The 19,379-nt window shown below is 73.9% G+C and carries 18 protein-coding genes; 13 read left to right on the top strand and 5 right to left on the bottom strand.

The window, feature by feature from the left end; all coding sequences use genetic code 11:
- Positions 1-84: 84 nt before the first annotated feature.
- Positions 85-858: a hypothetical protein gene (locus tag IEY99_RS07865; RefSeq protein WP_189200948.1), complete on the bottom strand. Its 774-nt coding sequence runs from the start codon at positions 856-858 to the stop codon at positions 85-87.
- A gap of 632 nt (positions 859-1,490) precedes the next feature.
- On the opposite strand from IEY99_RS07865, the gene IEY99_RS07860 reads away from it, so the two are divergent.
- Together IEY99_RS07860 and IEY99_RS07855 are read left to right on the top strand one after the other, a co-directional pair.
- Positions 1,491-1,898: a nuclear transport factor 2 family protein gene (locus IEY99_RS07860; protein ID WP_189200946.1), complete on the top strand. Its 408-nt coding sequence runs from the start codon at positions 1,491-1,493 to the stop codon at positions 1,896-1,898.
- A gap of 187 nt (positions 1,899-2,085) precedes the next feature.
- The gene (locus IEY99_RS07855; RefSeq protein ID WP_189200944.1) at positions 2,086-2,883 is read left to right on the top strand and encodes an ElyC/SanA/YdcF family protein; all 798 of its coding nucleotides are present in this window, start codon (positions 2,086-2,088) and stop codon (positions 2,881-2,883) included.
- Positions 2,884-2,930: 47 nt separating this feature from the next.
- On the opposite strand, the gene IEY99_RS07850 is transcribed toward IEY99_RS07855, so the two are convergent.
- Positions 2,931-3,227: an antibiotic biosynthesis monooxygenase family protein gene (locus IEY99_RS07850; protein WP_189200942.1), complete on the bottom strand. Its 297-nt coding sequence runs from the start codon at positions 3,225-3,227 to the stop codon at positions 2,931-2,933.
- Positions 3,228-3,286: 59 nt separating this feature from the next.
- Here IEY99_RS07850 and IEY99_RS07845 point away from each other — a divergent pair, with 59 nt between their 5' ends.
- Positions 3,287-3,634, top strand: coding sequence for a PadR family transcriptional regulator (locus IEY99_RS07845; protein ID WP_229798307.1), 348 nt, complete (start codon positions 3,287-3,289; stop codon positions 3,632-3,634).
- Positions 3,631-4,683 (top strand): hypothetical protein, encoded by a 1,053-nt coding sequence (locus tag IEY99_RS07840; protein WP_189200940.1) that lies wholly within the window; start codon positions 3,631-3,633, stop codon positions 4,681-4,683. Before IEY99_RS07845 ends, IEY99_RS07840 begins: the two co-directional genes overlap by 4 nt.
- Here IEY99_RS07840 and IEY99_RS07835 read toward each other — a convergent pair.
- A complete protein-coding gene (locus IEY99_RS07835; protein WP_189200938.1) occupies positions 4,680-5,597 on the bottom strand; it encodes a LysR family transcriptional regulator in 918 nt (305 codons plus the stop codon). The genes IEY99_RS07840 and IEY99_RS07835 overlap by 4 nt on opposite strands.
- Before the next feature lie 80 nt (positions 5,598-5,677).
- On the opposite strand from IEY99_RS07835, the gene IEY99_RS07830 reads away from it, so the two are divergent.
- The 4 genes from IEY99_RS07830 (at position 5,678) to IEY99_RS07815 (ending at position 8,699) form a co-directional block, all read left to right on the top strand.
- Positions 5,678-6,460 carry an NAD(P)-dependent oxidoreductase gene (locus tag IEY99_RS07830; RefSeq protein ID WP_189200936.1) on the top strand — a complete coding sequence of 261 codons (783 nt, stop codon included), beginning with the start codon at positions 5,678-5,680 and terminating at the stop codon, positions 6,458-6,460.
- A complete protein-coding gene (locus IEY99_RS07825; RefSeq protein ID WP_189200934.1) occupies positions 6,457-6,873 on the top strand; it encodes a RidA family protein in 417 nt (138 codons plus the stop codon). Before IEY99_RS07830 ends, IEY99_RS07825 begins: the two co-directional genes overlap by 4 nt.
- Positions 6,874-6,891: 18 nt before the next feature.
- Positions 6,892-7,224, top strand: coding sequence for a TfoX/Sxy family protein (locus IEY99_RS07820; protein WP_189200932.1), 333 nt, complete (start codon positions 6,892-6,894; stop codon positions 7,222-7,224).
- Between the two features lie 227 nt (positions 7,225-7,451).
- Complete coding sequence (locus IEY99_RS07815) at positions 7,452-8,699, top strand: BtrH N-terminal domain-containing protein (RefSeq protein WP_189200930.1); 1,248 nt, start codon at positions 7,452-7,454, stop codon at positions 8,697-8,699.
- Between the two features lie 13 nt (positions 8,700-8,712).
- Here the strand turns inward: IEY99_RS07815 and IEY99_RS07810 are convergent, their stop codons facing one another.
- The gene (locus tag IEY99_RS07810; RefSeq protein WP_189200928.1) at positions 8,713-10,311 is read right to left on the bottom strand and encodes a methyl-accepting chemotaxis protein; all 1,599 of its coding nucleotides are present in this window, start codon (positions 10,309-10,311) and stop codon (positions 8,713-8,715) included.
- Positions 10,312-10,447: 136 nt separating this feature from the next.
- On the opposite strand from IEY99_RS07810, the gene IEY99_RS07805 reads away from it, so the two are divergent.
- Positions 10,448-11,308: an ABC transporter substrate-binding protein gene (locus IEY99_RS07805; protein WP_189200926.1), complete on the top strand. Its 861-nt coding sequence runs from the start codon at positions 10,448-10,450 to the stop codon at positions 11,306-11,308.
- Here the strand turns inward: IEY99_RS07805 and IEY99_RS07800 are convergent.
- Complete coding sequence (locus IEY99_RS07800; protein WP_189200924.1) at positions 11,305-13,563, bottom strand: molybdopterin oxidoreductase family protein; 2,259 nt, start codon at positions 13,561-13,563, stop codon at positions 11,305-11,307. The two genes, IEY99_RS07805 and IEY99_RS07800, sit on opposite strands and share 4 nt — an antisense overlap.
- Before the next feature lie 121 nt (positions 13,564-13,684).
- On the opposite strand from IEY99_RS07800, the gene IEY99_RS07795 reads away from it, so the two are divergent.
- From IEY99_RS07795 to IEY99_RS07780, 4 genes are all read left to right on the top strand, one after another.
- Positions 13,685-14,146 (top strand): MarR family winged helix-turn-helix transcriptional regulator, encoded by a 462-nt coding sequence (locus IEY99_RS07795; RefSeq protein WP_189200922.1) that lies wholly within the window; start codon positions 13,685-13,687, stop codon positions 14,144-14,146.
- Positions 14,147-14,312: 166 nt separating this feature from the next.
- Positions 14,313-15,845, top strand: a complete 1,533-nt coding sequence (locus IEY99_RS07790) for an FG-GAP repeat domain-containing protein (protein WP_189200920.1) — start codon at positions 14,313-14,315, stop codon at positions 15,843-15,845.
- Between the two features lie 282 nt (positions 15,846-16,127).
- Entirely contained in the window at positions 16,128-16,766 is a 639-nt protein-coding gene (locus IEY99_RS07785; protein WP_189200918.1) for a calcium-binding protein, read from the top strand.
- 204 nt (positions 16,767-16,970) lie between these two features.
- The gene (locus IEY99_RS07780; RefSeq protein ID WP_189200916.1) at positions 16,971-19,361 is read left to right on the top strand and encodes an nSTAND1 domain-containing NTPase; all 2,391 of its coding nucleotides are present in this window, start codon (positions 16,971-16,973) and stop codon (positions 19,359-19,361) included.
- Positions 19,362-19,379: the final 18 nt, after the last annotated feature.

Raw genomic sequence — 19,379 nt, 5'->3', positions numbered from 1 at the left:
CCGGATCACGCGGGGCGGCGGCGGACGGCCCTCAGCGGCGACGCCGGTGACGGCCTGCTGGCTGTCCCTCGAGGGGAGGCCCGCTCAGCTGGGAGGTCCTGCGTAGACGACGGTGCGTCCCCGGGCGGCGGTCGCCTCGCCCGGCGGGACGGATGCCGCCGCCGGTCCGGGCCGCCACGACGACGGCAGCGCACCGACGGCCGGTGCGCCGCCGGCGGCTCCACCGGCCGCCCGCTCGCTCGTGCCGTGCGGGGTGGGCCGCGACGGCAGCTCCGGCCGCGGCGTCCGGCCCGCCGCCGACCCGGGCCGGGTCCGGTCCCCGCGGGTTCCGGCATCCGCGACCGGTGCCGTGGCGTGTGGCCCGCACCCGGTCCCACCGCGGCACCGCACCACGCCACCGGCCCTGCGCGGCGTTGCCGGCGCGGCCGCCGAGGCCGCGGCGGCCGCGGCCGGCCCGGCGGCCGGGGGAACGGCGGGCGGCACGGTATGCCCCGCGGATCCCCATGCCGGGAGCGGTGCGGGCATGCGGGGTGGCGTGCCGCGACCCGGCAGCGCCGGCAGGTGCAACCCGACGGTCAGTCGAGGCGCCGCCGCCAGGTGCACAGCGACGTTCACATCGAGCAGTGCCGGCAGGTGCAGGGCGGCGTTGAGGTCGAGCAGCGCGGGCAGGTGCAGGGCGGCGTCGAGGTCGAGCAGTGCCGGCAGGTGCAGAGCGGCGTTCACATCGAGATGCGCGGGCAGGCGCAGGGCGGCGTTGAGGTCGAGCAGCGTGCGCACCTGAAGCGCGACATTTAGGTCGGGCAGCGGCAGCCGAGCCACCCCGGCCGGCGGCGCCGGGCGCACCAGGATGTCGGCCACCGTCCGCACCTTCCCCGGACGAGGTACCGTGCGTGCCCGGTCCCGGACCGCACCCGCCGCCCGGCGCGGCTCTGCCATGGCCCCGCGCGGCTTTCCCGCATCTCGGCGGGACTTCTCCGCGCCCCGGCGCGGCCTTTCCGACGACCAGCGTGGATTTTCCGAAGCCGGGCGTGACTGTTCCCCGGTCCGCCGCGGTTCCTCCGCGGTCCGGCGCGGCTTTTCGGCTGCCCGGGGCGGCGGCTCGGTGGCTCGGCGGGGTGGCTCGGCCGCGGGATCGGCGCGCCTGGTGCCCGGCCGGGACGGCTCGGTCGCGGGTTCCGACCGCTCGACGACCGGCCGCAACGGCGTTGCGGTGACCACCGGGCGATGAATCACCGGAGTCCGGGCTCTGTCCTCACCGGCGGGACGGGCAGCCGCGTCACGGATGCCCAGGTCGGCGCGGGCCGGACGATCCAGCAGACCGAACACGAGGTACGCCGCGACAACCGCCCCGGCGAGCAGAAGCAGACGGAGAAGGGCAGCGACCGCCGGTACGGCGACATGTCGGCGCACGACCCTCACCTCCTCGGCCGAGGCTACCGTCGCGCGAGGACGGTCGCGAGTCGACCAAGGCGCACCGGCTATGCTGGAGAGTGGCACTCACTCACAGAGAAATCTTCGAACGGTACGTGTACGCCGGCGCGATCTCCCGCAACCCGGAAGCGGTCGCCGCGATGTTCACCGAGGACGGGGTGTTCGAAGCGCCCCTGGTTCCCGGCGGTCATCCGCTGCCTTCTCGCCTGGTGGGCCGGGACGCGATCCGGTCCGGACTCGCCGCCTCCTACGAGTACTGGGCCGACCTGGGCGCGGTGAACACCGAACTGTCCACTCTCGTCCTGCACGAAACGGCGGACACCGACGTGTTCATCGCCGAGACCGACACCGTCCTGGAGCAGGCCGGCGGACAGCACACGACTCTGTCGCTGGTGCAGATCTTCCGCCTGCGTGACGGGCAGATCGCCAGGCTCCGCGACTACTTCGCCGTGCCGCCCTCGCACTGATCCCCGGGCGGCGGCCGGTCTCCACCGCCGCGGCGGTGGCCGGCCGCCGGGCCCGGCACCCGACCCGGCCGCGGCGGCCGGTCCTCGTCCCGGTGGCGGGGGCCGGCCGCCGGGCCCGGCACCCGACCCGGCCGGGAGCGCCCCGAACGCCGCTGCGTGACGCCCGGGCACGGCTACCCTCGGATCCGTGGCCGGAACCGATGTCGTCGCGAACCTGAACACCCTCGTCGACTTCTGCGCCCTGCGCGACGTCGGCACGCTGAGCCGTGCCGCGGTCGACGAGGCGGCCGGTGGCCGGGTGGACGTCGCCATCCTCTTCGGCGGCAGCATCCTCGCCGGCGGCGACCTGTTCGCCCGGGCCGTCAAGGACGACGTGGCCGCCCGCTTCATGGTCGCCGGCGGCCAGGGCCACTCCACCGACGTCCTGCGCGCCGCGATGCGGCGCCACACGGACTGCGATGACGTGGCGGACCGGACGGAGGCCGCCCTCTTCGACCGCTACCTGCGCGAACGGTACGGCATCCAGATCGACCTTCTGGAGCACGAGTCGACGAACTGCGGCAGCAACGTCCGCAACGCGCTGGCCCTGCTCGCCGCCCGGGACGTCCCGCACCGGCGGATCCTGATCATCCAGGACGGGTCGATGCAGCGGCGCATGGACGCCGGATTCCGCCGGTACGCCCCGGGCGTACGGCTGGTGAACTTCGCCGCCCACCGGACACCCGTCGAGCTGGTCGGCGACGAGCTCGGGTTCCGGTCGCCGCCCGCCGGCATGTGGCCGGTGGACCGGTACGTCTCCCTGCTGATGGGCGAGATTCCCCGGCTCACCGACGACCGGGAGGGCTACGGGCCGGCGGGCCGTGGCTTCATCGCGCACGTGGGCGTGCCGGCCGAGGTCACGCGGGCCTACTCGGCGCTGCGGGCGCACGGAGTGGGCACGCCGCGCGCCGCCGATCCGCGGTGGGCGTCCACGGAAGGTCCCTAGGTCCGGTCCTGTTTCGCAAGCGACCCGGACCAGCAGTCCGGAGCCCGTCAGGCGGTGAGGACCTGCTCGTAGTGTTCCACCGTCGGGAACGGCTCGTAGAAGTGATGCAGCAGCTCCCGCCATCGCTGGTACTGCGCCGAGCCGCGGAAGCCGATCGTGTGGGCCTCCAGCGAGTCCCACTCCACCAGCAGCAGGTACGTGCCCGGCCGCTCCACGCACCGGGACAAGGTCAGGCGAGCGAAGCCGGGCATGCCGGCGATGATGCTCCTGGCCTGCCGGAAGGCCGCCTCGAACGCGGCCTCCTGTCCGGGCCTCACCGGCAGCAGCGCATGCTCGAGGATCATCGGGAGATGATCTCAGACGGACCGATGCACGATATCTTGCCTTGCATTATATTGGGCCCATGACCGCACGCCCCATGACCGAGCCGGCGTTCTTCATCCTCACCGCGCTGGTCGACACGCCCCGCCACGGGTACGGCATCGTCAGCGAGGTGAACCAGCTCTCCGAGGGCCGGGTCGCGCTGAAGATCGGCACGCTGTACGGCGTCCTCGACCGGTTGGTCGCCGACGGACTGGTCGAGCTGGACCGGGAGGAGCCGCACCAGGGGCGGCTGCGCCGCTACTACCGGCTCACCGACCGGGGCATCGCCGCGCTGAGCGAGGAGGTCGCCCGGCAGGCCGCCAACGCCGAGGCCGCCGGCCGGCGGCTGGCCGCCTACCGGCCCGCGACCGCGGGAGGCCTGGGATGACCAGTCTGCTCGAGGAGCGCTACCGCCGGGTGCTGCGCCTGCTTCCGGCGGACTACCGGCACGCCTGGGAGGAGGACATGGTCGACACCTTCCTGCAGGCGGCGTACGACGCCGATCCGGAGGACCCGGAGGGCGTGGAGATCAGCAGCCCGGGCAAGGCCGAGGTGGCCAGCATCGTGGCGCTCGCGCTGCGGTTGCGCCTCGGCGGCGCCGGTGCCGCCCCGCGGCGCTTCGCCTGGGGCGAGGCGACCCGCCTGGTCGCCCTCGCCGGCCTGCTGGCGCCCACCGTCCTGGCGCTCTCCGACGCGCTGTTCATGGCATGGGTGGCCGGGCACATGGACGATTTCATCGGTCCCGAGGGCATCCCGGAGGGCAGCTGGCTCGCCGACCGCTGGCTGGCTCTCTGGGCGCTGACCGGGCTGCTGTGGCTCCCGGCGTATCTGTCGGTCCTGTTCGGTCACCGGCGCGCGGCGCACGTGCTGGCGGTGATCGCCCTGCTCCCGGTACTGATCTCCGGCGCCGAGCGGCTGTCCCGCGACGAGTTCACGGCCACCGAGGCCTATGAGCTCCTGCTCGTCGTCCTGCCGGTACTCGCCCTCGCCGCCTTTCACCGGGACGCCCCGCCGGTCCGGTGCCGGCCGTGGCTGATCGCCCTTCCCGCCGGCGTCGCGCTCGTCCTCGCCGCCCATCTGCCCCTGCGGCTCGCCGGTGACTGGGACGCGTGGTTCCTGCCCCTGGTGGACCGGCCCGCCCTGGCATGCGCGGTGCTGATCGGCGCGACCGTCATGCAGGCGGTCCCGGGGTCGCGCATCCCGAGCTGGCCGCTGGCGCTCGCCCTGCTGGTCGCGGCGGCCCTGGTCCTTCGCCTGATGACGACGCTGGGCTACCTCGGCTACGACTCCCCGAACCACATCGCGATGGCGACGATCGGCGCCGTGCAGTGCGCCGCCCTGCTGGCCGCGGGCGGCTACCTGACCCGGGTGGCCGTTCGCGGCATGCGCCGCCTGCCGGCGCCGGCCCGGCCCGCGACCGACGCCCGCCACGGCTAGTCGCCCCGGAGGGGCGCGCCGGCGAACTGCCGCGCCTCCTTCCTGAGCTCGGCCAGGAAGTGGGTCACGGCAGCGGGGCTGGTGCGCCCGGCCGGCGTGGCGGCGTGGATCCGGCGTACGGACTCGTCGTCGGCGTGCAGGTGGAGCAGGGCGACGTCGGGTGGGGCGCTGCGCGCCGCGAGAGCCGGCACCAATGCCACGCCGAGGCCCGCGGCCACGCAGCCGAGCTTGCCGGTCCAGTCGGCGGCGACCAGGTCGATCTTCGGCCGGAAGCCGTGGGGCAGACCGGCTCGGAGCAGGCCCTGTTCCGCGGTGGCCGAGCCGACGACGAAGGGGTCCGCGGCCAGGTCGGCCAGGCGTACCGTCGTCCGGTCCGCCAGCCGGTGCCCGCGCGCCACGGCGACGAGGAGCCGCTCGTCGACCAGGTGGTGCAGCGTGAACCGCGCGGGGTCGATCGGCGCGGACGGCGCGGTGCTCACCACGGCGACGTCGGCCTCGCCCGCGGCGAGGCGGTCGAGCAGGGCGGGGGTCAGGCCTTCGAGCAGGGACAGGCCGACCGAGGGGTACGCGGCGCGGAACGCGGCCAGCGCCCGGGGCACCAGGGCGGCGACCGCGGTCGGGAAGGCGCCCACCCGCAGCCGGCCGGCGTCGAGGCGGCGGAGGTCGTCGACGGCGCGACGGGCCGCCGCGAGCCGGTCGAGGATCTCCTCCGCGTACGGAAGCAGCGCCCGCCCGGTCTCGGTCAGCGCGACCCCGCGCGGCAGCCGGTCGAACACCTTGCCCCCGACCTCGGCCTCGAGCGCGCCGATCTGCCGGGAGACGGCCGACTGGGTGAAGCCGAGGCGCCGCGCCGCGGTGGTGATCGACCCGAGGTGCGCCACCGTCCGGAAGACGTCGAGCAGATGGGTGTCCATGCCTGATATGCTAGACGGGCATGTCAGGCATGCCAGAGATTCGCTGGTGACATGGCTCCCGAGCCCCTAGCGTCGTGCGCATGATCAACGTTGCACTGCTCGGCACCGGACTGATGGGCGCGGCGATCGCCCGGCGTCTGCTCGCCGCCGGCCACCGGGTGACCGTGTGGAACCGCACCCCGACCAGGGCCGCGCCGCTGGCCGCTCGGGGCGCCTCGATCGCGCCCACGCCGGCGGCCGCGGTGGCATCCGCCGAGGTGGTGATCACGATGCTGACGGACGCCGCGGCCGTGCGGGACGCCCTGTTCGCGGACGGGGTCGCGCTGCGGCCCGGCACGACGGTGATCCAGATGTCGACCGTCACGCCCGACCAGATCCGCGAGATCGCCGCCCGCGTCCCCGCCGGGGTCGCGTTCGTGGATGCTCCCGTGGCCGGCAGCGTCGACGCCGCGGCGGCCGGACGGCTCACCATCCTGGCCGGCGGCGGCGCTCCCGAGCTGCTCGACGACCTCGGCACCGTCCGGGAGTGCGGACCGGTCGGCGCCGGCAGTGCGGCGAAACTCGTGCTCAACACCGCTCAGCTGACGGCCCTCGGCGGGCTGCGGGACGCGCTCGTCGTCGCCGGGGCGCTCGGCGTGCGCGCACCGCTCGACCTCCTCGCCGCGGGGCCCCTGCAGGGCGTGGTCGCCCGGGCGACCTCCACGACGGCCTCCTTCGCGATCGCGCTGGCCGCCAAGGATCTGCGGCTGGCCGTCGGCGACCGCACGACGACCCCGGTGGCCCGGGCCGTCCTCGGCCTGCTCGAGGGCCACCCCGATCCGCGGGCCGACGTCTCGGCCCTGACCCGCCTGGAGTGCCGATGAAGCTGACCCTGGACAACCCGCCGACCGTCGCCGCCCCGTTCGGCGACCGCTTCGCGCACGTAGCCCGCCTGGACTTCCCCGGCGGCGGGGCGCTGCTGACGCTGTCCGGCCAGGTCGCCGTCGACGACCAGGGCGCGGTGGTCGCCCCGGGCGACGCGGGCGCGCAGGCCCGGCGGATCTTCGAGATCATCGGCGGGATCCTCGCCGCGCACGGCGCCGGCTTCGGCACCGTGCTGCACATCCGTACCTTCCTGACCGACCTCGCCGACCTCCCCGCCTACGCCGCCGTCCGCCGGCCGCTCTTCCCGGCCGTGCCGCCGGCCAGCACGACGGTCGAGGTGAGCCGGCTCTTCCTGCCCGGCGCCGTGCTCGAGGTGGAGGTCACCGCGGCCGTACCCGGGCACGGGGGCTAGCGGTGGCACACTGTCGGCGTGGCTTACGACGAGGACCTTGCCGACCGCATCCGGGAGATCGTGCAGGCCGAGCCGGGACTGAGCGAGAAACGGATGTTCGGTGGGCTGGCGTTCCTCGTCAACGGCAACATGGCGGTGAGCGCGAGTGGCCAGGGCGGCCTGCTGCTGCGGGTCGACCCGGCCGAGACGCCGGCCCTCGTCGCGCGGCCCGGGGCCAGCCGGTTCGAGATGCGCGGGCGGGCGATGGACGGCTGGCTGCGCATCGACACGGCCGCGCTGGCCACCGACCGGGAGCTCACGTCGTGGGTGGCCCGGGGCATCGGCTACGCCCGCTCGCTACCGGCGAAGTGATTGCCGCCGGTCGGGTGCGAGGGGTACGGTCGCGCTCGGCGCGGTCCGCGCGCCGTACCCCCTGACCGGTGACCACGCACGCCGGCGATGCGGGGGGCGAAGGTGGTCACCATGCCATCGCGGAGTTCGGGTCGGAGTCGTGCATGTCCGCCGCGGATCAGCCGGACGGGGTGCGGCGAGCCGGCGTGGGGCAGAGCCGCTGCCACCGTCCGTGGACAGGACCTGACGTGACCGACCGACGCCGACTCAAGCAGCTGGTCCGCGAGCGCATGGCGCGCACCGGCGAGTCGTACACCACCGCCCGCCGCCATGTGGTCCGGCCGGAGCCGGCCGCGCTGCCGAGCGGCCTGGTCCCCGGGTACGACGAGTTCGGGCCGGGGCAGCACCGGCTCAGTTCGCTCGCCGTGCACCTGCTGCGGCAGGCGGGTGTCGCCTGCTCCGAGGCGATGGTGTGCGGGCTGGCCGGAGGCATCGGCTTCATGTACGCGGTCTTCGAGTACCGCGGCATGCCGCCGATCATGACGATCGTGGCCCAGCACCACCCGGATCCCTGGGTGGAGTCGGCGCTGCGCCGGCTGCCGCTCTCGTTCGCCGAGGAGCACAGCACGTCGACGCTGCGCGCCCTGGCCGCGCTGCGCGCCGCCGTCGAGCGGGGCAGGGCGGTCTACGTCAGCGTGGACCGCTCGCGGCTGCCCTGGCACAGCGGCCGGGCGGCGCTCGCGACGGAGCCGTACGGCGTCGTGGTGGCCGGCATCGACGGCGACACCGTGCTCGTCGACGACTCCGCCGCCGTGCCGCACCGGCTGCCGATGGACGAGTTCGCGACGGCCTGGGCCGGGCACAAGAAGGGCCGGCACCACCGGATCGTGGTGGAGACCGCCGGCGCCGGCCGCCCGGATCCCGGCGCCGCGATCGCGACCACCGTCGCGCACCTCACCGGGCCGGTCCTCGGGCACGCCTTCGACGCCAACTTCGGCTTCTCCGGCATGCGGCGGCTCGCCGCCCAGCTCCGCGACGGCCGCACGAAGTCCGGCTGGCAGCGCCGGTTCGGCTCGCCGGAGGCGTTCGGCGCGGCGATGCGCCGGCTCTACGAGTGCCTCGAACTGTCGTACACCGCGCCCGGCGGCACCCGCCCGCTCTACGCGGACTTCCTGGACGAGGCGGCCGGCATGCTGGGCCGGCCGGCACTGGCGGACGCGGCCGGGCTGTTCCGCGAGTCGGGCGCCCACTGGTCGGCGCTCGCGGCACGGGCGGAGGCCCACGCGGGCGAGTACGGCGACCTGTGCGAGCGCCGGATGGTGCTCGCGATGGCCGGCGCCGACGTCCGCGAGCTCGACGACCGCATCGCCGCCCTGCCGCCGGTGGCCGACCTCGGCGCCGACGGCCGGGCCGCCCTGTTCGCCGAGCTGGCCGAGCTGGTCGACGCCGCGCACGACCTGGAGACCCGTGCGGTGAAGCTGCTGGATCGCGAATAGCGGGCCGGCGGCGTCAGGTCAGCTGGAACTCGCGGACGAGCGTACGCAGCTGGACCGCCAGCCGCGCCAGGTCGACCGCGGCGCTCTGGGTCTCGCCGGCGCCGACGCTGGTCAGCGACGCGCCCTGGACGACGTCGCCCAGGCTGGCCGTGATGCCGTCGACGGCGGCCACGGCCCGCTCCACGCTGGCCGAGATCTCCGCCGTCGCCCGGCTCTGCGCCTCCACGGCCTCGCCGATGACGTCCTGGGTGCCGTTGATGTCGCCGACGATGCGGGCCACCTCGGCGATGGCGTCGCGCATCGCCTGCGAGTCGCGCTGGATGGCGTCGATCTGCCGGGAGATGTCCTCGGTGGCCGCGGCGGTCTCCCGGGCCAGGTCCTTGACCTCACCGGCGACGACGGAGAAGCCCTTGCCGGACTCGCCCGCCCGGGCCGCCTCGATGGTGGCGTTGAGCGCGAGCAGGTTGGTCTGCTCGGCGATCGAGGTGATCAGCTTGACCACGTCGCCGATCGCGGCGCTCGACGTGTCGAGGCGCTGCGCGAGGTCGCCCGAGGTCGCGGCCGCGCCGGCGGCGTCGGCGGCGATCCGCCGGGCCTCGACGGTACGGGCGGCGATCTCCTCGATCGAGTCGCCGATGTGGGTGACGCTGGACGCCGCCCCGTTCACCGCCTCGTGCACCGTCTCGGCCGCGGTGGACAGCACGGAGGTGCGCTCCACCGTCGTCTCGGCGCCCTGGGTCATGCTGCCGCTCGTGGCGTGCATCTCCTCGGAGGCGCTGGCCAGGGTGGCGGCCGCCTCGTCGAGCTCGGTGATGGCCGTGCGGACGTTCTCGGTGGCCCGGCCCATCGCCAGCGACAGCTCGGTCAGCTCGTCGGAGCCGGTGACGTGCGGCTGCACGGTCAGGTTCTTGTCGGCGATGGCGTTGGCCACGGCCAGGCAGTCCTTGAGGCGGCGGCTGGTGTGCCGGGCCAGCACGATGGCGGAGCCCAGCAGCAGCACGGCGGCGACAATGCTGCCGGCGATCGTGAGCGTACGGGCGGAGCGCTGTGCGGCGTCGGCGTCGAGGCGGGCCTGGCGGGCCTCGGCGGTGATGGCCACCTCGACCGGCTCCAGCGCGGCGCCGAGCGCCTCGGAGGACTTCTGGAACTCGGGCAGCGCGGCCCGCGCGCGGTCCTGGCCGGGGTCCGTGACGCCGAGGTTGGCCAGGCTCACCACCCGCTGGCTCAGCGTGATCAGCTGCTCGACCTTGTCGTCCACGCCGGCGGCGGCGGCCCGTACCGGGGCCGGTGCGCTCTCGGCGTGCAGGGCCGCGATGCTGTCCCGCAGCGTCGCGGCGTCGCCGCCGAGGCTGTCCAGCGCGGCGCGGCGCTGCTCCGCGGTGCGGGCGACCATGGCCGCCAGCACGTCGCCCCGCAGCACCGCCTGGGCGGCGGCGACGGCCCGGTCCGCCCGCACGGCGTCCGTGGCGCGCACCAGGCGGTCCTGCGCATGCTGCTGCTGGGCGGCCGCGAGCAGACCGATCCCGCCGACGGCCAGGACCAGCGCCAGGCCGGCTGTCGCCAGGGCGACGATCTTGCGGCCGAGAGTCAGGCGGGGCGTAACGCGGAGCATGGTGACCTTTCGTCAGACAGCTTGTTCTTCGAATCGGCCGACTTGAGCGGAATCTGAGTCGTGACCGAATCTCATCTCGCCCGGGTGCCGGCCGATCAGAGGGTTCGGAAACAATTCACGTACCAGGGAGAAGCTCATGCGCGCGATCCGTGTCATGACGGCACTGGCCGTCGCGGCCGCTGTCACCATCGGCGGTGCGAGCTACTCCGGCGCGGCGCCGAGCGGGCAGAGCACGGCGGCCGCCGCGGTACCGGCCGACGTCCGCGAGGCCGGCGTGCTCGTGGTGGCCTCGGAGATCGCCTACCCGCCGTTCGAGTTCTACGACGACCAGAAGAACCCGCAGGGCGTCGACTACGACCTCGCCGTGGCGCTGACCGAGCGGATGAACCTGCGCCTGGACTTCCGCAACGTCGCCTGGGACGACATCATCCCCACCGTCGCCGAGCACAAGGCCGACGCCGTCATGTCCGGGATGACCGACAACGCCGAACGGCAGCAGAAGCTGACCTACGTCGACTACCTCGTCGAGGGCTCCCAGGTCGTGGTGGCGCAGGGCAACCCGAAGGGGATCGAGGGCCTCGAGTCCATCTGCGGCCGCCGGGTCGCGTTCCAGGCCGAGACGACCCAGGACGAGCTGGTCCAGGCCCAGGCCAAGCTGTGCACCGGCGCCGGCCGCCCGGCCCCGCGGGTGAGCGCCGTCGGCTCGGGGGAGGCCTACCCGATGCTGGAGAAGGGCACCGTGGACGCCGTCGTGGACGGCTACACCAGCGCCGCCGCCCAGGTCGAGGAGGGCCAGGGCGCGTTCGAGCTGGTCGGCGTCCAGCTGGAGGCCAGCCCCATGGGCATCGGCCTGGCCAAGGACCGGCTGGAGCTGCGCCACGCCGTCCAGCTCGCGCTGCGCGAGATCATCGCCAACGGCACGTACGCCAAGGTGCTCGACAAGTGGGGGCTGGGCGCCGAGGCGCTGACCACCGCCGCCATCGACGGCGGGGTCTAGGCCCCCGACCGGGGCTCGGCGGCCGCGACCGGCGCGGGCCTGGGCCCGGGCACGTCCGGGGTGGGGACGCGGGCCAGGGTGACCGCGCAGACCTTCAGTTCCGGCTGGAACGAGAGCGGGTCGACGGCGTCGCTGGTCACGGCGTTGATGCTGAGGTACTCGCCGAACAGGTCGTTGAAGTGGAACGGGGCGAAGCAGGCGCCGGGCATCACCCGGTCGGTGACGACCGCGGGCAGGACGGCCCGCCCCCGCCGGGAGGCCACCTCCACCCGGTCGCCCTCGGCGATGGCGAGGGCCTGCGCGTCGGCCGGGTTGATCTCGACGAACGGCCGCGGGTTGAGCCGGTTCAGCTTGGCGACCTTGCCGGTCTTGGTCATCGTGTGCCACTGGTGCGGGAGCCGGCCGGTGTTCAGCACGAACGGGTAGTCCTCGTCGGGCAGCTCCGCGGCGTCCAGGTGCGGGCGCGCGAAGAAGACCGCTCGGCCGCCCGCGGTGGGGAACCTGGGCCGGGGGCCGCTGCCGTCGTCGTGCAGGTAGCGGATCGGGTTGCGGCGGTCGCCGCCGGGTGCGGCGGGCCACTGCACCGGCCCGCCCTGTAGCCGTTCGTACGAGACTCCGCGCAGGTCGTACCCGGTCTGCGGGTTCGCGAAGCGCTGGATCTCGGCGAAGACCTCGGCGGCGTCCGCGTACGTGAACGCCTCGCCGTAGCCCATCTCCGCCGCGACCCGGGCGATCAGCCGCCAGTCCGGCAGGGCCTGCCCGGGCGGGTCGGCGACGCTCGCGAGCCGGGTGAGGGTCCGCTCGGAGCTGACCATGACGCCGTCGGTCTCCGGCCACGTCGCCGCGGGCAGGACGATGTCGGCGTACGCGGTGGTCTCCGTCTCGGCGAACGCGTCCTGGACGACGACGAGCTCGGCGGCCTCCAGCGCCTCGATGACGGTCCTGCGGTTGCCGACCGAGGCGACCGGGTTGGTGCAGATGATCCAGCAGGCCTTGATCCGCCCCTGGGCCATGCGGGAGAACATCTCCACCGTGCCCTTGCCGGCCTCGGCGCGCAGCGTCCCCGCGGGCAGGCCCCACACGGTCTCGGTGAACGCCCGGTCCTGCGGCACGAGGACGGACCGCTGGCCGGGCAGGCCGGATCCCAGGTAGCCCATCTCCCGGCCGCCCATCGCGTTGGGCTGGCCGGTCAGCGAGAACGGTCCCGAGCCGGGCCGGCAGATCGCACCGGTGGCCAGGTGCAGGTTGATCAGGGCGTTGGTGTTCCAGGTGCCGTGGGTGGACTGGTTGAGGCCCATCGTCCAGCAGCTCATCCAGGTGCGCGCCGTCCCGATCAGCTCGGCGGCGCGGCGCAGGTCGGCCTCGGCGATCCCGGTGATCCCGGCGACCCGCTCGGGCGGGTAGCCGGCCAGGAACGCGGGCATCGCCTCCCAGCCCTCGGTGTGGGCGGCGACGAACTCCTCGTCGAGGTGCCCGCCGGCCACGATCAGGTGCAGCAGGCCGTTCAGCAGGGCCAGATCGGTGCCGGGCCGGAGCTGCAGGAACAGGTCCGCCCGGTCCGCGGTGGCGGTGCGCCGCGGATCCGCGACGATCAGCTTGGCGCCGGCCTTGAGCCGGTCCCGCAGGCGCAGGAACAGGACCGGATGGCAGTCGGCCATGTTGGCACCGATGACGAGGAAGACGTCGGCGTGGTCGAAGTCGTCGTACGAGCCGGGCGGCCCGTCCGCGCCGAGCGACAGCTTGTAGCCCGAGGCGGCGCTGGCCATGCACAGCCGCGAGTTCGACTCGATCTGGTTCGTGCCGATGAAGCCCTTGACCAGTTTGGTGGCCAGATACTGGGCCTGGAGGGTCAGCTGCCCGGAGACGTACACGGCGACGGCGTCGGGGCCGTGGGTGTCGACGATGGACCGTAGCCGCCGGGCGGTCTCGGTGATCGCGGCGTCCACGTCCAGGTCGGACGGCGCGGCGTCGCGCTCCCGGCGTACCTTCGCGGTGGTCAGCCGCCCGGGTGCGGCGAGCAGGTCGGCGCTGGTCGCGCCCTTGGCGCACAACCGGCCGGCGTTCGCCGGATGCGCCCGGTCACCATCGGCTCTGAGCACCGTGCGGCGCCCGTCCGGGCCCGGGCCGACCTCCAGCACCATTCCACATCCGACACCGCAGTACGAGCACACCGTCCGAATCCGCGTCGCGTCGCTTCCGCCGACAACCCCCACCACCGCGCACCCCCCGGCCCGGCAGCGTACGCCGAAGATCATGGTGGCGCTGTCCCGTGCCGGACGCCTCCCGGCGAGGGGACCCTGCCCACGGTTGTATCATGCAACTCAGCCGGAGGTGTGGCCCCGGCATGGTTGCATGCAACAACCGTGGAGGTCGTGGGTGGTGGACGAACCCGACTCGCTGCGGCAAGGTCTCGGGCTGCTGTTCCGGCTGCGGGGCGTCCTCGACCCCACCCGGGCGATTCCCGGCCTGGGCGCCTCGCTGTCGGAGGCGATGACGCTGCAGGAGCTGCATGCCCGCGGGCGAGCCTCGCAATGGGAGCTCGGAGACTTCCTCGGCCTGGAGAAGAGTACGGTCAGTCGCCTGGTCGACGCCCTGGCCGCCAAGGGCTGGGTGACCAAGGAGCGGGACCCGGCGAATCGTCGTTTCGCGCAGGTGCGGCTCACCGAGGCGGGCGTGCGGACCGCCGCCGAGGTCGCCGCGGTGATGCGGGCACGGCATGAGCGGATCCTCGCCGCCCTGACCCCGGCGGAGCGGGAGGCCGTGGCGGTCGGCCTCACCGCGCTGGTGCGGGAGATGGCCGCGGAGCTGGACCGCGTGGCCGGAGCAGCGACCGGCTGACGGCACAGTGGATGAACTTCTCAGCCAGCTCCCAGCCGGACCGTCCTTCCCTGCCGGCGTCGCATGTGGCAGGTTGGGGCAGCGACACCGTCATCGGGCAAGGGGACCGGAACATGGCAGTTGATGCGGCGCATCCTCAGGACCTGCACCGCCGAGGATGTGCGGCATGAGGCGTCCGGGCCGGAGACCCGCCCTGATGGTCGCTGTGCTCGCCGCGGGATCGCTGCTGTCGTCCGCCTTCGCCTACGCCGGCAGCTCGCGGGCGGCGATCCCGTCCGCACCGTGCCAGCCCGCCGGCGTCGCCGCGGCGGACACGGCCATCGCGGACCAGCTGCGGCCGCTGATGAACGGTCCGCGGCTCGGTGCCTCCGTGACCGGCTACAACATCTCCTGTGCCCGCGCCATCGTGAGCAACGTGCGGACCCGCGGGCTGGGTGAGCGGGCGGCGGTGATCGCCGTGACCGCGGCCATCGCCGAGAGCACCCTGCACAACTACACCGTCGCGGTCGACCACGACAGCCTGGGGCTCTTCCAGCAGCGCCCGTCGCAGGGCTGGGGCCAGCCCGGCCAGCTCGCGGACCCGCGCCATGCCACCCACGCCTTCCTCAACGCGATGATCCGCAAGCACCCCGCGGGAAGCTGGCAGAGCGGCGACATCGGACAGATCTGCCAGCGGGTGCAGGGTTCGGCCTTTCCGCTGGCGTACGCCCCGGAGGAGCACGACGCCCACCTGATCGTGGCCGCGCTGTGGCGCGACCGGAGCGGCACTGCGGCCGCCCCGGCCGGGCCGGAAGCCGCCCCGCCGAAGCCGGCCAAGCCGGCCGGGCCGTTCCAGCGCTCGCTGATGGCGACCGCGACCGGCCAGGGGCCGGCCGACAACCGGCACGACATGTCCATGGCCGACTGGAACGGCGACCGCCGCCCCGATCTGGTGGTGGTGCAGCGCTCCGGGACCGGCAGCGGCCGCACCGAGCTGTTCATCCTGGACGCGACGTCGAGCCTTCCCCAGCAGGCGTCGAGCTTCCAGCACCTGCTCCTGCACACGGGCACCGCGCTGGGCGCCACGGACGAGCGGCACGCGTTCTCGATGGCGGACTGGAACGGCGACGGCCGCCTCGATCTCGTGGCGGTGCAGCGGTCGGGCACCGCGAGCGGCCGGATCGAACTGCGGGTGATCGACGGCGCCGCGGGCTTCCAGCGCTACCTCCTCGAGACCACCACGGCGTTGGCGGCGACCGACGAGCGCCCCGCGTTCTCGATGGCGGACTGGAACGCCGACGGCCGCCTCGACCTCGTGGTGATCCAGAAGTCGGGCACGGCGAGCCGGAAGACCGAGATCCGGGTCCTCGACGGTGCCGCGAGCTTCCAGCGGCCCCTGGTGGAGACCGCCACCGCACTGGGCACGACCGACGAGCGGCACGCGCTGTCGACGGCGGACTGGAACGGCGACGGACGGCTCGACCTCGTGGCGGTGCAGAAGTCCGGCACCAGGAGCGGCAAGACCGACGTCCGGGTCCTCGACGGCGCCCGCGGCTTCGGGCGCGATCTCGTGCAGGCCCGCACCGCCTGGGGTGCGGCGGACGAGCGGCACGTCTTCCTCACCGCGGACTGGAACGGCGACGGCCGCCTCGACCTGGTGCGGGTGCAGAAGTCCGGGACGAAGAGCGGCCGTACGGAGGCCCAGGTCCTCGCCGGCTAGGTTCCGTCTCGTCCGCACCGAAAGGTCACCGAAAGGGCGCCGGCCACAATGCCTCGGTACGCGTGCAACCTCCGCACGTCCGTTCGAGGGAGAAATCATGCAGCGACCGACCGTCGCCCTTGCCCGCACGCTTCTCGTCCCCGCCGCAGTGGTCGCCGCCGGCCTCGTCGGTGTGCCCGCGCCCGCACTCGCGGCGGAGATCGGGCGGACGGAGCCGACGACCTGTCGGGCGGCGACGGCTATGACCACGTCGACTACCTGAACCGGGCGGCCTCCGTCATCGTGAAGCTGGACGGCTTCAGCGGCGACGGCGCCCTGGACGAGTTCGACAACGTCCAGCGCGATGTCGAGCATGTGACGGGCACCCCGTACGCGGACGTCCTCACCGGCAACGACGAGGCCAACTGGCTCGACGGCTCCCGGGGCAACGACAAGATCGACGGCCGGGAGGGCGACGACAAGCTCGTCGGCGACGCGGGCAACGACACGATCGACGGCGCCGGTGGGGACGACTGGATCAGCGACGGGACGGGCGCCGACATCGCCTCCGGTGGCTACGCCGACGACACGTTCTCCCTGGATGGCGACGCCGACGCCGGTGACACCCTCGTGGGTGGCTACGGCACAGACCTCGTCGACTTCCAGTACCGCCGCGAGGCCGTGCGGGTCTCCCTCGACGGTGTGGCGAACGACGGCGTCGCCGGCGAGAACGACAACCTCTCCGAGGTGGAAACGATCCACGGTACGGACTACGACGACGTTCTCGTCGGCGGGAAGGCCCTCGTCAGCCTGTTCGGCCGCGGCGGCGACGACGCGATCGACGTGGCGGACGGGAACCCGGGCGACGTCGCCGACGGCGGCGACGGCACCGACAAGTGCCGCGCCGACGAGCCCGACTTCGTCCGCGACTGCGAGTCCTGACGAATCGCTGAGTATCGGATGACGCCCGATCGCCCGTCCCGGACGGCGGATCCATTGCAGATAGTGAAATCGCGGAGTCCGGTTCAACCGTGACGCCCGCTGCGCCGTGTCTGTCAGCGCGGGGCCGTCCGGTCCTCCGGCGATCCCGCGCGCCGTCGCGCCGCGACCGGCGACCTGGGGACGACCGGGAGTGGCACGAAGCCCATGGCCGAGCAGCAGACCGAGGCAGACCCTCGACGCGCGTTCGCCGACAGCCTGCAAGAGCTGCGGACGGCGGCGGGGTCGCCGTCGCTGCGCTGGCTGGCCGAGCGCATCCGGCGGCGCTCCGGCGACACGCCGGTTCCGGCGCCTCGGGGTAAGCCGGGGCGAGCCGTACGGGGAACGGGCAAGTCGAGCGTCGACGACAAGCTCAAGGGCGACTCGTTGCCGTCGAGGGAATGGCTGCAGCTGTTCGTGGACGCGTGCGTGGCCTGGGCGCGATCGCACGGCGCGGTGCTGACCGACGCCATGGTCGACCAGCACGTGTGGCTGCGCCGGCTCACGGACCTGCTCGAGACGATCGAGCTCGACCGGCACAACGACATGCGGTCGGCCGATGCCAGCGAGAGACTGCGGATGCTCGCCGTGCCGCGTCGCCTGCCGCCCACGGCGCCGTACTTCGTCGGGCGTGACACCGAATTGGCCGCGTTGACGGCCGTCCTGGACCACGCCGGAGGAACGCCGGCCGCGCCAGGCGTGGCCGTCGTCTGCGGGCTCTCCGGCTCGGGCAAGAGCAGCCTGGCCGTCTGGTGGGCACATCTCGTCGCCGGACGTTTCCCGGCGGGTCAGCTGTACCTGGACCTGCGCAGGCCCGACGGCACCCCGCTCCATGCCGCACAGGCTGCGCGGGCTTTGCTGTTCCAGCTCGGTGAACGGCCTCCGGCCACCGACGAGGAGCAGCAGGAGGTGCTGCGTGGCCGCCTCGCCGGGCAGCAGATGCTGATCGTCCTCGACAACGCCGAGTCGGCCGACCAGATACTTCCGCTGTTGCCCGCGGCGAGGGGGTCCTTCGTGCTCGTCACCGGTCGCTCCGCCCTCGATCGCCTCATCGAGGACCGGGGAGCCCAGGTGGTACGCGTCGAGGCGTTCACCGCCGCGCAGGCCCGGCTTCTGCTCGTGGAGCGGCTCGGCGAGGAGGTCGTCGCCGCGGATCCGGCGGCGACCGCGACGGTCATGACCGCCTGCGCGGGCCTGCCCTTGGCCGTGAACGTCGCGGCGGCGCTGGTGGAGCGGAACAGGGACTCCTCGCTCGGCCGGGTGGCCGCGGCGGTGACCTCGGCAGACCTGCGCCTGGGCGCGGGGCGCGGCGCCGGCGTCGAGCGGGTCTTCCGGCTGTCCTACGCCGACCTGGAGCCCGGGGCGGCGCGCGTCTTCCGGTTGCTCGGCGTCCATCCCGGGCCGTTCGTGACCCAGGGCGTCGTGGCGAGCCTTGCCGCGACGACCGTGCCGGAGGCCGGGCGGATCATCGCCGCGCTGGTGGACCGGCACCTGCTGGAGGAACGGCAGTCCGGGCGGTACGGCCTGCACGATCTGCTGCGGGAGTACGCGATCGTGCTGGCCGGCGCCGAGGAGACAGCCGCGGGGAGACGGGCCGCCATCGCCCGGGCACTCGACTTCTACCTGCACGGCGCCCACCGAGCCGCCATGGCGTGGGATCCGCCACGCGATCCGCTCAGCCTGTCGCCCCCGGCGTCCGGTGTCCCCGTCGAGAGGATCGTCGGTGCCACCGAAGGCCTCGACTGGCTGAGGCGCCAGCACCTGGGCGTGATGCGGATGATCCCGATCGCGGTCGACCTGGGTTTCGACACCCACGCGTGGCAGCTGGCCTGGACGATGAGCGACTTCCTCAACCGTCAGGGCTACTGGCATGACCTGGCGGCGGCGGTGGAGCAGGGTCTGGTCGCGGCGCGCCGGGGCGGGGACAGGCGCGCCGAAGCCCGGATGCAGCGGCTGCTGGGGCGCACGTACGCGCTTCTCGAACGTCTCGACGACAGCGATGCCCAGCTGGAGGCGGCGCTGCGGCTGTGGATCGCGGCGGATGACCCGGCCGGCCAGGCGCACACGTACATCGACCTCAGCCGCAACGCCGATGCACGCAAGCTCTACTCCCGCGGCGCCGAGCTCGCGCGGCGAGCCGCGGAGTGTTACGCGGCGGCCGGCAACGCCGCGGGCGAGGCCAACGCTCTCAACGCCGTCGGGTGGTATCTGAGCCTCGGCGGCGCGCACGCCCAGGCCCTGGCGGTGTGTGAGCAGGCGTTGCTCCGCAACCGTGCGGCGGGCGACCGGTCCGGCGAGGCGGCGACCCTGGACAGCATCGGCGCCGCGTACCTGCGGCTCGGTGATCTGCGGAGCGCCGAAACCAACCTGGTGGCCGCTGCCGCGCTGTTCGCCGAGACCGGCGACCCGGGGGAGCAGGCGGCATCGCTCGGCCGGCTCGCCGACGTGCATGTCGAGGCGGCCCGGCAGGCCCTGCGCCAGGCGGTGGGTCTGCTCGAGGGTGTCGGCGCGCACTCAGCCGCGCAGGAAGCGCGAAGCGCGCTCGACCGGCTCGGCTGACGGCCCCCTGGGCCGGAG

This window comes from Couchioplanes azureus (assembly GCF_014648355.1).
Lineage (GTDB): Bacteria > Actinomycetota > Actinomycetes > Mycobacteriales > Micromonosporaceae > Actinoplanes > Actinoplanes azureus.
Note: the sequence above shows the minus strand (reverse complement) of the source record. Positions and strands in the feature narration are given on the sequence as shown.

Coding starts and splice junctions, on each gene's coding strand:
- IEY99_RS07850 (WP_189200942.1), bottom strand. CDS start 3,227: ATGATCCTCGAGCATGCGCTGCTGCCGGTGAGGCCCGGACAGGAGGCC.
- IEY99_RS07845 (WP_229798307.1), top strand. CDS start 3,287: ATGACCGCACGCCCCATGACCGAGCCGGCGTTCTTCATCCTCACCGCG.
- IEY99_RS07840 (WP_189200940.1), top strand. CDS start 3,631: ATGACCAGTCTGCTCGAGGAGCGCTACCGCCGGGTGCTGCGCCTGCTT.
- IEY99_RS07835 (WP_189200938.1), bottom strand. CDS start 5,597: ATGGACACCCATCTGCTCGACGTCTTCCGGACGGTGGCGCACCTCGGG.
- IEY99_RS07830 (WP_189200936.1), top strand. CDS start 5,678: ATGATCAACGTTGCACTGCTCGGCACCGGACTGATGGGCGCGGCGATC.
- IEY99_RS07825 (WP_189200934.1), top strand. CDS start 6,457: ATGAAGCTGACCCTGGACAACCCGCCGACCGTCGCCGCCCCGTTCGGC.
- IEY99_RS07810 (WP_189200928.1), bottom strand. CDS start 10,311: ATGCTCCGCGTTACGCCCCGCCTGACTCTCGGCCGCAAGATCGTCGCC.
- IEY99_RS07805 (WP_189200926.1), top strand. CDS start 10,448: ATGCGCGCGATCCGTGTCATGACGGCACTGGCCGTCGCGGCCGCTGTC.
- IEY99_RS07800 (WP_189200924.1), bottom strand. CDS start 13,563: ATGATCTTCGGCGTACGCTGCCGGGCCGGGGGGTGCGCGGTGGTGGGG.
- IEY99_RS07790 (WP_189200920.1), top strand. CDS start 14,313: ATGAGGCGTCCGGGCCGGAGACCCGCCCTGATGGTCGCTGTGCTCGCC.
- IEY99_RS07780 (WP_189200916.1), top strand. CDS start 16,971: ATGGCCGAGCAGCAGACCGAGGCAGACCCTCGACGCGCGTTCGCCGAC.